This window comes from Microbulbifer sp. NBRC 101763 (assembly GCF_040371615.1).
Classification (GTDB): Bacteria; Pseudomonadota; Gammaproteobacteria; order Pseudomonadales; family Cellvibrionaceae; genus Microbulbifer; species Microbulbifer variabilis.
Genome location: NZ_BAABQV010000007.1, coordinates 276194 through 289594, shown reverse-complemented (window position 1 = coordinate 289594; position 13401 = coordinate 276194). Strand labels below are relative to the sequence as shown.

Here is a 13401-nt window from a genome sequence, read left to right as displayed (position 1 = left end):
GGGGTTGCTTTTGTGAAGTGGAGCTATGTTGGTCCAGGTTATGGGAAAAAATTTTTCCCGAATGATATTAATAAATATAAATCACAGTTTAGTGGTAATACTGGAAATTTAATTTACTACTTTGCTACGCAGTGCGTTATTGATTTTTCAGGTAGGCCGATGAGTGTTGGCACTGATACGTCGATTTTTAATCGTGAGGGTGCTGGTATTGTGCTTTCACTTGCAAATCAACTCGGGTTTCATACTGATTTGTCAAAAAGAGGGCTGTCACTTTGTAATTTGAATGTTCCTGTGATTGGTTTGGGGTTGGGGGCGCAAGTAAAAACCAAAACAGATGACATTAGTTTCATACCAGGAGGAACAATCTCTTGGCTTAAAGATTTTTTCGAACGCAGGAAGGGGGCAACAATAACACTGCGAGGGGATTACACTTTAAGTTTGATGGAAAAACTGGGATTTTCTAACAACGTGGTATCAATAGGATGCCAAACTAATTTCATATCCTCCGATAAGAGATTAGGGGAAAATATCTATAAGAAAATATGTGGAAATAAACTGGAGAGAATAAACATAGCTGCGGGTAGTCCATTCAATAAAGAACTAAGAAGTCTAGAGGCATCTTTGCTAAGGATGGCCGTGCAATCAGATGGTGATTATATTGTTCAGCATCCTGAGAGTTTTATATCGCTGGCGGCAAATTTTTCCGATGATGATTTCGAAAAATCCTTTGAGAAGATATTCCCTGCTTTTTCATCTTCTGGATTTTCTGAAGCAGAATTTAGGAGCGCAGTTAGAAAAAATTTTAGACTATATAATGATGCTGTAAATTGGATGCTATCTCACAGATCTACGGATGTCGTTGTTGGTACTAGAATCCACGGTGTTCAGTCTGCAATACAATCTGGTGTTCCTGCTATTTGTTTGTATATTGATTCTAGGACACATGAGCTTTGTGAAAAAATGAAAATCCCCCATGCATCAGCGAGTTCTTTTGAGGCTGGAATAAGCAAATCTCAGATTGAGTCAATTCTTAAAGATTGGGATTTTGAAGAATTTGATAGGAATAGGCTAGAGCTTGCGAAAAAAATGGAAAAATTTCTTGATGATAATAGTGTTCCATTAGGGCGTTCTCTAAAAGCCTTGGTTGATTAGAAAGTAAAGTAGAAATTTTAAAAGGATTTTTATTCTTTATATTAATTGTTTGTAGATACAATGCGAATTTAAATGAAAGCAATTTTACCTGTTGCCGGCTTGGGAACCCGTATGCTGCCGGCCACCAAGGCTATTCCCAAAGAAATGCTGCCTATCGTCGATAAACCGCTTATTCAGTATGTGGTCAATGAGGCGGTTGCCGCTGGGATAAAACATATTGTGTTGGTTACCCATTCCAGTAAGAACTCTATCGAAAACCATTTCGATACCAGTTTTGAGTTGGAGGCTACCCTAGAGGCCAGGGTCAAACGACAGCTATTGGATGAGGTTCGGTCCATCTGCCCGAAAGACGTTACTATCATGCATGTACGCCAGGGTGAGGCGAAGGGGTTGGGGCATGCTATCTTATGCGCCCGACCATTGGTGGGTGATGAGGATTTTGCGGTGTTACTTCCGGACGTCATTATCGATGATGCAGCTTCTAATCTCTGCCGGGATAATTTGGCGCAAATGTTGTCGCGATTCAATCGGATTGGTGTTAGTCAGGTGATGGTTGAGCCGGTTCCGGTAGAAGAAGTGCATAAATATGGCGTGGCGGATTGTCAGGGAGCGGCGTTGTCTCCAAATGCCTCGCAGCCAATGACAGCCATTGTGGAAAAGCCTCCTGCAGCTGAAGCGCCATCGAATTTAGCAGTGGTTGGACGCTATGTATTGTCACGCAAGCTATGGCCCTTACTTGAGCAGACATTACCAGGTGCCAGTAACGAAATTCAGCTTACTGATGCTATTGCAGAGCTGATGACACAGGAAACAGTTGAGGCTTATCGTATGGTCGGCAAGAGTCATGATTGTGGCTCTAAGTTGGGCTATCTAAAGGCAAATGTTGAATACGGATTGCGCCATCCAGATTTAGCAGAAGATTACCGGGCTTATTTGAATACGTTGATGCTATCTGGGGATATGGCTTCCGATAGTCAGATCCAGCTTCCAGAGGATGCTGCTGCATGATTGAGAATAGCGAAACGATGGGTAGACGGGTATTGGTTACCGGTGGCGCGGGTTACATTGGCTCTCACACCCTGGTGGCATTACAAGAGGCTGGGTTTGAGGCTGTAGTTATCGATAGCCTGTGCAATAGCTCCGAAGTAGCTTTACAAAGAGTACAGGCGATTAGCGGCAAACCGGTTCGCTTCTATCGTGGTGATATTAGAAACCGCAAACTGCTAGACCAAATTTTTACTGAGAATGTGATTCATGCCGTAATTCATTTTGCCGGACTGAAGGCAGTAGGTGAATCTTCACAGAAGCCGATCGACTACTACCAGAGTAATGTTAGTGGCAGTCTGGTATTACTGGAGGCTATGCAGGCGTTTGGAGTTAAGCAGCTGGTGTTCAGCTCTTCCGCCACTGTTTATGGTAGTGAGGCCCCTGTGCCTTATGTGGAAACTCTACAAACTGGTCGCACCAGTAACCCATATGGCACCAGTAAATGGATGGTAGAGCAGGTTTTACGGGATGCGGCCGCTGCGAACCCAGAGCTTTCTGTGGCACTCCTTCGATATTTTAATCCTGTTGGTGCGCATCCTTCTGGATTGATTGGAGAAGATCCTCAGGGAATACCTAACAACCTGCTACCTTATATCGCCCAGGTTGCAGTGGGTAAGCGCAACGAGTTATCGATATTTGGCGATGACTACCCCACACCGGATGGCACCTGTCTGCGGGATTACCTTCATGTAGTGGATTTGGCGATAGGGCACGTTCGAGCCTTGGAGTGGCTGGCAGATAAGTCAGGCGCAGAAGCATTTAACCTTGGGACCGGTCGGGGCACTTCTGTACTGGAAATAGTTCGAGCTTTTGAACGGGCTTCAGGTGTAACAGTTCCCTATCGGCTGTCACCACGTCGTGCAGGCGACCTGCCAGCTTTTTGGGCTGATGCTTCCAAGGCAAAATGTGAATTGGGGTGGGTTGCAAATCTGGGGTTGGAGCAGATGATGGCCGATACTTGGCGGTGGCAGAGTAAAAACCCCCATGGCTATGGCGCTGTTGCTACCAATAAGTAGATGAAAATGGCGCTAGCGATATTTTCTTGAAAATAGCAGAAGAAAATAGAGAATCTCGCGAACGTCTCACTATGCACTGTGTTGACAGCGTTAAGTTAGCTCGGCATTGAATAAACAAGTTTTTTAGATTTTTAGCATGAAAGTATTTCAGATTGGCTTTAATAAGTGTGGTACGACAAGCCTGAACCACTTTTTCTTGCGCAATGGCTATAAAGCTATTCACTGGGATCATGGGAACTTGGCTTTACAGATTGAAGATAACTATCTACATGGACGGCCATTGCTGAGTGGATATGAAGATTTCGATTTCTTTAGCGATATGGAGCTGGTTTCAAGTCGGTGCCTATATGCCTTCGAAAAATACTATCAGGAACTGGACCGACAGTACCCAGGTTCTCTTTTTATATTAAATACACGCCCTGTGGATAAATGGATAAAGAGTCGCCTTAATCACGGTGATGGAAGTTACTTGCGGCGTTTTGAACAAATCTACTCGTGTAACCGTGAAGGCGTTATAGATCGTTGGAAGTACGAGTGGTACAAGCATCATTCAAATGTGCTTCAGTATTTTTATGGGTGTGAGAACTTCCTTCTATTTGATATTGAAAACGATGATGGAAGCAAGATAAAAAAATTTACTGGCTGTTCAAAAATGCAGGCTTCTTTTTACAGACATGATCACCGGACCAGCTGTTAGTATGGTTGGTGCTACGACTGAGATAAAGTGTGTCTGCACTTTTCTGATTGTCACTCCTGTTAGATTATACGTTATTTTAATAGTGACCACTTTCGAAACTTTTTAGAATAGTTGACTAAAGATGGTCTTTTGGAGCGCGAATGAAGTTTGGAATCGCTGCGATTTTTAAAAATGAATATGAGTATATTCTTGAATGGATTGTCTATCACCAGTTGATAGGTGTTGATGCCTTTTATATTGCTGATAATGTCAGTGATGATGGATCCTCACAGTTATTGGAAGCACTGGACAGCCTCGGTGTGATAAAAAGGGTTTATTTCCCCAGAGTTGGTACCGGTGGTCCACAGATGCCTGCTTATAATAATATGTTGCATCGGTTCGGTAATGAAGTTGACCTTTTGTGTTTTATTGATGCCGATGAATTTCTTGTCAGCACAAATGGCAGTAATTTAAAGGATGTTTTATCTGATTTTTATGCACTAGAGGATGCTGGTGCTCTGGCACTCAATTGGCGAAACTTTGGGTCGTCCGGTCATAAATTCAAGGATGAGGGCTTGGTAATTGAGCGTTTTACATATGCCTCAAAACAAGATCATGATTTCAATCGACATATCAAGACGATCTTAAAGCCCTCTATGGTAGAGAGGATGCATGTTCATGAATGTATCCTTAAATCTGGACGTTATTATTCAGGGAATCTTCAACCAACGGTCTTTGAGAATGGCAGTCCGTGTGAGCCCAAGACGAGCAAGGTTCTCTATGATGGGATAAGAGTTAATCATTATGTGGTTAAGTCCCGTCATGAGCATGTTATGAAAAAGGAGCACAAAGGCTCTGGAGCTGGCAGTGCAGAGAGAAAAAAGGGTGAGGCTTACTTTAAGGCGCACGATTTAAATGATGAGAGAGATAAGGCACTGCTCTGCTATGTTGATGACGTGAAGGCAGGCGTTGCAGCCCTGAGGGATCGTATTGGTGCAGAAACCCCATTCCTCTGTTACGGGAAAGCGTTTGTTGATGTTAAGCCTGAGCTGATTACCGGTTGGGCTGTTACAGAGTCTGATTGTCCTGTAAAGATTCGCTTGTTGGTCAATGGCGTAGAACACCTTGTCGATTTGAGTCGGGCGCGCCCCGATGTTGTACGTAAGGGGCTTTCCAAAAGGCTACAATGTGGCTTCAGTTTTAAACCCAAGAAGGTTATCACTAGCGAAGATAAAATTGAGGCGTATATATACGGTACGACTGTTGAAGCGAAGGTTAACTTTAAGTTGGATATTAGCGCTTAGGAAGAAACCTTATATATGGCCGGATATGGCATTGGAACAAGTAGCTAAACTTGAAAGTAAGGTTATTCCGGTACGCATAACAAGCACGGTAAAGTGCACAATTAAATAGCGGGATTTAATACTGGTGTTTAAATTTTTGAAGTCCCTGTTTCGTATTGATTTGATCTCCAGGCTTAAGCCAGCACTTGCTATTAGTCGGGCTAGTGATGCTTCGATGAATTTTGACTGGTATTCTGAGGGAAAAGATCCGCAATTTTTGGTAAAGGGACGGATGCCCAGTGCCGGATGGTATATGGTGGAAATTGCTTTGAACTATAATCAGTCTTCTATAGATTCAAAGATCTACTTTGATTATGGGGCTGGTTTAAGTGAATCTGACAGCATTTTTATTCCTATTAAATCCGGTAAAGTCACCAAGCGCCTGGTATACCTTTCTGCTCGACCACAGGCAGTACGTTTTGACCCCATGGAATCTGTGGGGCTATTTTCAGTAAAGCGTTTTAACTTAGTCAGACTTTTGCCCCAGTTTGCTTATGATCGCTTGGCTCAGCGTCTCAACAATATGCACTTTAAGTTTCGTAACTTGGGAAAAGCGAATGTGTTGCGGAGCATTCGCGAGGAAGCCTTAGAAAGGAATTGTTGTTGGCGTGATTTGGCGTTAGAACACTACGGGAGAACTTTTATTAAGAGACGTCAGTCTCGCGATTATAATGAGTGGATCAGAACCGTTGAGCTCAAACGCCTCGAATCTGCGGATAAGGGGCTTTCCCTAAATACAAATACAGGCCCCCTGATTTCAATTGTTGTCCCTACTTACAATACTGATTTAAAGCTATTGTGCGCTTGCGTTGACTCGGTACTAGCACAAAGTTACGGCAATTGGCAGCTTTGTATTGCCGACGATGCGTCTTCGGAACCACAGGTTAAGGCTTGCTTGAAGGAATACCAAGCCAAAGATGCACGCATCCAAGTGGAATTCCGGAAAAGTAATGGACATATTTCAGCGGCTAGTAATAGCGCTTTAAATTTGGTAAAGGGCGAATATATCGCTTTACTGGACCATGATGATACTCTGGCGCCGCACGCCCTACAAAGAGTGGCAGAGGAGATTCGGAAGAAACCGCAAGCTCAATTGCTTTATAGTGATGAAGACAAAATTGATCATTTGGGTGAGCGTTTTGATCCGCACTTCAAGCCGGATTGGAATCCTGATCTTCTATTGTCACAAAATTATATTTGCCATTTGACGGTGCTAAGGGCATCTCTAGTGGCACGGGTAGGAGGCTTCCGCTTGGGGGTTGAGGGCAGTCAGGATCACGATTTGCTCCTGCGTTGTTCGCCCTATCTGAATGCTGGTAATGTCGTACATATTCCGGAAATACTATACCACTGGCGAGCGATCAATGGTTCCACCGCCCAGGAGGGCGACGCCAAAAGTTATGCAGCCAAGGCGGGCTTAAAAGCGGTGACTGATTACTTTGAAAGTGAAGGGTTGCAAGCTATGGCAGAGCCGGGTACAGCACCAAACAGCTATCGGGTGCACTGGACTATTCCTCAGCCTGCTCCTTTGGTGAGTTTACTGGTTCCAACTCGGGATGGCCTGGAGATTCTTAAGCCCTGTGTAGAGGCGATTCTGTCCAGAACAGATTATCCGAATTATGAGGTGCTGATTTTGGATAATCAGAGCCGTTGCGAGGCAACATTGCGCTTTCTGAAGGAGATTAGTACTTCTAATACAAGAGTTTCAGTGCATCGTTGGGACCACCCATTCAATTACTCTGCGATTAATAATTTTGGCGCTGAGCTGGCCAGGGGTGAGATTATAGGGTTGGTGAATAACGACATCGAGCCTATCAACAGAGGCTGGCTGACAGAGATGGTAAGCCAGGCGCAGCGGCCTGAAATCGGCTGTGTGGGCGCAAAACTTTACTACTCCAATGATACTATCCAGCACGGTGGAGTGATTCTCGGGATTGGAGGTGTCGCAGGCCATTCCCACAAGTATTTCAACCGTAGTGAATACGGTTATTTTTCGCGCCTGCACTTAGTGCAAAACCTTTCAGCAGTGACAGCCGCGTGTCTTTTGATACGTAAAGCGGTATTCGTGGAAGTGGGGGGGTTGGACAGTGCTAATTTGGCGGTGGCTTTTAATGATGTGGATTTATGTCTCAAGGTGCGCGAAGCGGGTTATCGTAACCTGTGGACACCTTATGCGGAACTCTACCATCATGAATCAGTTTCCCGAGGCGCCGACAATACCTTGGCTAAACGCCGCCGTGCGCAGCGTGAGGCGCAGTATATGCGCAATCGTTGGGGAGAGTTGTTAGATACTGATCCAGCTTATAATCCTAATCTGACGCTTGTGCATGAGGACTTCTCATTGGCATAAATCTGAAGTAGTAAGGCACCTTAGCTATATTCGCTGATTTATTCTAATGGGGACTTCTTTGCATTTGCCAGCTTGCCATATTAAGAAAGTGGCGCGTATGGATGCTCTTCTGTTGCGCTTGGCGGTAAGGCTGGGGGCTTACGGGCATAACTATATAGGAAGCTTTGGGCGGGCAGCATAACCGGATCAGTTTTGGCATAATCTGTTGTTGCCCCAGGCCTGCAATAAAACAAACTCTCGTATCGGTAACCAGAGCGGTGCCCTGATCTTATGACACTTTCCCAATTTTTTGTTGCGGGTATCTTTACCCTGGTAATCGGTTCCCTGATTTTCACACGTTTCCGCCCTTCTCTGGTCTTTGCTTCAGCTGCAGGAGCCTGTTTTTTGACCGGATTGGTACCTGCGGAGTCGGTGTTACAGAAGGGGGCTAACCCGGGTTTGGTGACATTGATAATTTTATTACTGGTATCGGTGGGGTTGGAGAAGGCCCGTTGGTTGCGGGCTCTTTCAGAAGGGTTGATCAATGGCTCCCTGAGGATCAGCCTTCTGCGCTTAACTACTGCAACAGCGCTAAGTTCAGCTTTTCTCAACAATACTGCTGTGGTGGCAGCTTTGGCGTCCAGCGTCAAAGGACAACGCCGTTTACCGGCAGCAAAGCTGCTATTACCACTTTCCTATGCCGCTATTCTCGGTGGAACCCTGACCTTGATAGGCACTTCTACCAACCTGATTGTTAATAGTTTCGTGCTGGACCGTGGCCTGCAAGGCCTGGAGTTCTTCACTTTTTTGCCAGTAGGATTGGCCGCAACCTTAGTGGGGCTGGCAGTGTTGTTGTTGTGTAATCGCCTTTTACCTGAAGGGGCGGTAACTGAGGAGCCGGTGACTGAATATCTGCTGGAAGCAGAGGTAGTGGCAGATTCTCCCCTGGATGGCAAGAGCGTTGAACAGAACCGCTTGCGCCAGCTGGAGACCCTCTACTTGATCGAAATTGTTCGTGGAAATCAAATCATAAGTCCAGTGGCACCTTCAGAGGTGCTCCGTTGTGGGGATAAGCTGATTTTTAGTGGTGATGTCCGAGATCTGGGACGTTTACAGGATATTGAGGGGTTACGCCTTTTCGCTCTGGAAGATGAGAAGTTGGACCTGAATCTCACCGAGGTGGTGGTAACGCCCAGTTCCAGTATCCTTGGCCAAACCCTAAAGGGGTGCAACTTTCGTACTCGTTTCGACGCTGCTGTAGTTGCTATGCGCCGTGGCGGTGAACGGTTGTCAGGGAAGCTGGGGGAGATAGAGCTGCGCGCGGGAGATGCGCTGCTGCTGGCAGTGGGAGCGGATTTCAAGCATCACTTAAATATCGATAAGAACTTTTATGTGATAAGCGGTACTGAAGTACGGCGTGAACTTTCACGGCGGGATAACTGGCTGCTGGGCCTTGGTTTTGCTGCCGTAGTTTCCGGTGCGGCGCTCGGCTATTTTTCGTTGCTGAAAGGACTGGTGGTATTGCTGGGTGGCATGATAGGGCTGGGTATCGTATCGACTACTGAGATGCAGCGACGCTTCCCTTTCCAGATATGGTTAATTATTGCCTGTGCCTTGGTACTTGCAGAGGCCTTTGCTGTTAGTGGCTTGGCGGACACGCTGGCTGGTGGTTTGAGGAGTATGCTTGCTGGGTGGGGGCCGTTGGCTGGTCTGGTGGGTATATTTTTACTGACCTTAGTCCTAACCGAACTGATGACGAATAATGCAGCCGCCGCGCTTACTTTCCCCCTTGCCTGGAGTTTGGCAGAGAGTTTTGGGGTGAGTTGGCTGCCTTTTGTAATGGCCGTGGCCTATGGGGCCAGCGCAAGTTTTTTGACTCCATTTGGCTACCAGACCAATCTGATAGTGCAAAACTTGGGTGGGTATCACTTAAGGGACTTCCTGCGTGCGGGTTTACCTCTCACCATTGCATACTCTTTGACTGTCCTAACATTATTGCCAATCGTATTTCCCTTTGAGAATTGAAGCTTTTGAGAACTGAATTGGATAATGCGAACCGCTGGTTGATCGTTGAAGAGGGCCCAAATCCCTCAACGGATTATTTTGTTATTCCTTATTTGCGGAAGAAAAAAGCGCAAGTACAGCGGTTGTCTTTTTCGGAAGTTCTTAGTGGTGATGAGCTTGAGGGCCTGGGATTGATATTTGTACGTTATATCCCCAGATCATGGCAGTCTCTTATCCATAAAAATCTTAGTAAATTGTCAGAAATTTATTTATTTATTGATGACGATTTATTTGATTGGTCCGCCTTTGTTGGCTTGCCCCTCCGCTATCAACTAAAGATTTTTCGTTATAGTTGGTCACGACAAGGTTGGCTGAAGTCCATAGGGGCAGGTCTGTTGGTCTCAACGCCATATTTACAGAGCAAGTATCAGGAATGGTCTCCACAGTTATTACAGGCGCAGCAGATAGATTGTAGTGGAGGTCAACCTCTAACAGTTTTCTATCATGGTTCTGCATCGCATATTGAAGAAATTCGCTGGTTGGTCCCAATAATTCAGAAAGTATTGCAAAGAAATTCAAGTTTGAATTTCGAAGTTATCGGTGATGGGCGTGTAAATAACCTGTTTCGAGGGATGTCAAGAGTAAAAGTAATACATCCTATGAAATGGTCAACCTATCTATCCATGTTGCAAAAGCCAGGGCGAACTATTGGTTTGGCACCGTTGCTAGACACTCCATTTAATAAAGCCCGGTCTTACACTAAGTTTTTTGATATTACACGGGCTGGTGCTGTAGGAATATATGCGAATGGGGATATTTATGGCAGGGTGATTCGTCATCAGGAAAATGGTTTGTTGGTGCCTATGGAGACTTCGGCCTGGGTAGATGGCATTTTACATTTAGCGGATGATAAACAATTACGTGAGAAGTTATTAAGTGAGGCTCGACAATGTCTGTAATCGGATATTGTTCGCTGGGCCTTAGCCGATTGCGCAACCTGGAACATTTTCTAGGGGCTCCCTGTCAGTATGTGCTGTCAAAACCAGGTAAGTCTGTTACCCATATGGTTGGTTGGGGTCTTAAGGCAACTGCAATTAAGGCGCAGCGTATAGCCGTTCGCTCAAATTTACCTTATTCCTGTATTGAAGATGGATTTTTGCGATCACTGGGTCTGGGGGTTGAGGGCGCTGAACCCCACAGCTTAATTGTTGATCAGACAGGTATTTATTACGATGCCTCCCGCCCAAGTGATCTTGAGTCCTTGATCGGAGAATCTGCTTGTTCGGCAGAAGAGATAGAGCGAGCAGAAGCAGGGCTCCGGCTTTTACGAAGCTATAGACTTTGTAAATATAACTCTGCTGATGATACTCCCCTGGAATTACCGGACAGTCGCGCTTATGTGTTGGTAGTTGACCAAACCTATGGCGACAAATCTGTTAGTGGAGGATTAGCTTCAACGAAACATTTCCAGCAAATGTTGGAAAGCGCCATCCGTGAAAATCCTAGGGCTGAAATATTAGTAAAAATTCACCCAGATGTTATTGCGGGAAAGAAACGCGGATATCTGGAAGAGCTGGCGGAGGAAAAAGGCTGTAAGCTACTTACCCAGGATATTTCTCCTTGGGCAATATTTGATCGAGTTGAAAAGGTCTATGTGGTAAGTAGCCAGCTGGGCTTTGATGCACTAATTGCTGGTAAAGAAGTGCATTGTTTTGGTATGCCTTTTTATGCTGGTTGGGGGTTGACCAAGGATCGCCAAAGCTCGGAACGCCGTGGAATCAAGCGTACTTTGGCGGAGATTTTCGACGCTGCTTACCTGCGCTATTGTCGATATATAAATCCCTACACAAGACAGAAGTGTGAATTTGAGGATACTGTTGGACTCATTGCGGAACAAAAAAGACAGTGGAACCGGTTTCGGGGACAGTGGCAGGGCATTGGGTTTTCAGCTTGGAAGCGTCGATTTATTCCTGATTTCCTTGGAAATAAGGATAGGGTGAAATTCTCTAAAAGATATAGCGAAGCAAGAAATCTGGATATCGGTACCAATATCCTGGTTTGGGCAAGTCGAGCGTCGAGTGAATTAAAGGAGGAATGTAAGCGCTCAAACTTAAATTTATGGCGGGTAGAGGATGGTTTCTTACGCTCTGTTGGTTTGGGGGCAGATTTAATTTCGCCAAAGTCGCTGGTTTTTGATTCTCGTGGTATCTATTTTGATGCGGAGCAACCAAGTGATCTTGAAGCGCTGTTAAATTTTGGGGTTTTTCCAGAGTCATTATTAAATAGGGCCAGAAAGCTACAAAAATCGCTGATCAGAAAACGCTTAACTAAATACAATTTAAGTGTTTGTAAGCCAATATCCAGTTTAGGTATTTCCTCAGATAAGAAAGTGATCCTGATTCCTGGTCAAGTCGAAAGTGATGCATCCATTGCCTATGGCTCACCAAAATTAAAAAGTAATTTTTCATTGCTTGAAAGAGTAAGGCGCGATAATCCAGGGGCATATATTGTGTATAAACCCCACCCGGATGTGGTAGCCGGAGCTCGACTGGGAGCGCTGCCGGCAGGTGCTGAGTCTTTGTTTGATTTAATAGTAGAGCAGGGTGATTTTTCTTTTTTATTAGAAAATGTTGATGAAGTACATACACTCAGTTCACTGAGCGGCTTTGAGGCTCTGATGCGCGGGGTAAGGGTGGTAACCTATGGCCTGCCTTTTTATGCAGGCTGGGGTCTCACAAATGATAAACTTATAGAAAACAAGGAGATGAGTAAAAAAGACTTATTTGAACTGAAGTCTCGTAGGCAGCGCCACTTAAGTCTGGATCAACTAATTGCGGCTACTTTATTGCTTTATCCGGTATATGTGGATAGAAATACTGGGGAGTATATAGACGCAGAGACAACAGTTGAGCTGTTAGAGTCTGAACGAAATTTGAGTGTCCGAAATAATATTTTCTTTAAGTTTTTCTGTTGGTATCGGAGTAAATTTTTGCGTTATTAGTTTAAGCGGTTGTTGGCTAGGCGTAGACTTCTACCTTAGAAGATATGTAATACAGGTCTTTGTGAAATATATTTTCATTTAGGTTATTTGGTTTTGTGTTTTCTTGATATTGATCTCGCACCTTTAAATAATCGCATTATTTTCTAATTACAGTCTAATTTTGAGTGGGATTTGCGGTATTTGGGTTCTTTTCAGGAATTGCTTCATCTTTTTTAAGTTAATGCCCTTTTCTCTAGTTGCGAGTCCTGTTTTGTTGTTGAAGGTAACTTTATTCTTAAGTTTTCCTGGGATTATCTGTCTCGCTTATGGTTGCTATCAATGCTGTCTTAAAGCCTGAGGCGAGTCATAGAGTTTTGCTTTGCAAAAAGAGTTGATCAGTGGTTTTGTATTTAATGGTTTTTCGCTTTTCTGAGTTTTGGCAGTGATTTTATTTAAGGGGAAGATGTTTTATTCAATTCAAGCTGCAAACGATTGCAGCTGCGCTGCTTCTATTCTTTGAGCTGGACTAAACTGCTCACCGATGATGTACGGCTGTGCGCAGTGATAAAAATTTGTTGGGTAAAAAACAGGGTGCGGTTATATCTGGACTGTTAGTCTACTTTGAAGGGGCACATGCGCTGTATTTGTGTGTGATGGCATATTTTTTTTCTTGATATAAGATGCTTTTTCTCCGGGCACTGGCAATTGGCGGGCGATAGATTTATTTGCGTCTTTGAAAATATGTAAAGGCCTAAATTAATCGACTCTCAATTTCCACTAATACAGACGCTGTCTTTGTAAATAGCTATTAAGAAAGGTTCAATGTATAGGCCTTGGCTTGTCACTGATCTGTA

9 protein-coding genes are annotated in these 13401 nt (G+C 44.6%); all 9 read left to right on the top strand.

The window, feature by feature from the left end:
* Window positions 1-12: 12 nt before the first annotated feature.
* The 9 genes from ABWV76_RS18590 to ABWV76_RS18550 all read left to right on the top strand — a co-directional run bounded on the left by ABWV76_RS18590 (window position 13) and on the right by ABWV76_RS18550 (window position 12568).
* Window positions 13-1152 (top strand): polysaccharide pyruvyl transferase family protein, encoded by a 1140-nt coding sequence (locus ABWV76_RS18590; protein WP_353376923.1) that lies wholly within the window; start codon window positions 13-15, stop codon window positions 1150-1152.
* Window positions 1153-1224: 72 nt separating this feature from the next.
* The gene (galU, locus tag ABWV76_RS18585) at window positions 1225-2160 is read left to right on the top strand and encodes a UTP--glucose-1-phosphate uridylyltransferase GalU (RefSeq protein ID WP_282951501.1); all 936 of its coding nucleotides are present in this window, start codon (window positions 1225-1227) and stop codon (window positions 2158-2160) included.
* Window positions 2157-3215: a UDP-glucose 4-epimerase GalE gene (galE, locus tag ABWV76_RS18580; RefSeq protein WP_282951500.1), complete on the top strand. Its 1059-nt coding sequence runs from the start codon at window positions 2157-2159 to the stop codon at window positions 3213-3215. Before galU ends, galE begins: the two co-directional genes overlap by 4 nt.
* Before the next feature lie 136 nt (window positions 3216-3351).
* Entirely contained in the window at window positions 3352-3912 is a 561-nt protein-coding gene (locus ABWV76_RS18575; protein WP_353376922.1) for a sulfotransferase, read from the top strand.
* A 140-nt stretch (window positions 3913-4052) separates the two neighbouring features.
* Window positions 4053-5195 carry a glycosyltransferase family 92 protein gene (locus tag ABWV76_RS18570; RefSeq protein WP_353376920.1) on the top strand — a complete coding sequence of 381 codons (1143 nt, stop codon included), beginning with the start codon at window positions 4053-4055 and terminating at the stop codon, window positions 5193-5195.
* Between the two features lie 124 nt (window positions 5196-5319).
* Entirely contained in the window at window positions 5320-7584 is a 2265-nt protein-coding gene (locus ABWV76_RS18565) for a glycosyltransferase family 2 protein (protein WP_353376919.1), read from the top strand.
* 270 nt (window positions 7585-7854) lie between these two features.
* Window positions 7855-9588, top strand: a complete 1734-nt coding sequence (locus ABWV76_RS18560; RefSeq protein ID WP_353376918.1) for an SLC13 family permease — start codon at window positions 7855-7857, stop codon at window positions 9586-9588.
* Window positions 9589-9593: 5 nt separating this feature from the next.
* Window positions 9594-10526, top strand: a complete 933-nt coding sequence (locus ABWV76_RS18555; RefSeq protein ID WP_353376917.1) for a glycosyltransferase family protein — start codon at window positions 9594-9596, stop codon at window positions 10524-10526.
* 29 nt (window positions 10527-10555) lie between these two features.
* Window positions 10556-12568, top strand: coding sequence for a capsule polysaccharide biogenesis protein (locus ABWV76_RS18550; protein WP_353376916.1), 2013 nt, complete (start codon window positions 10556-10558; stop codon window positions 12566-12568).
* The last annotated feature ends 833 nt before the right edge of the window (window positions 12569-13401 follow it).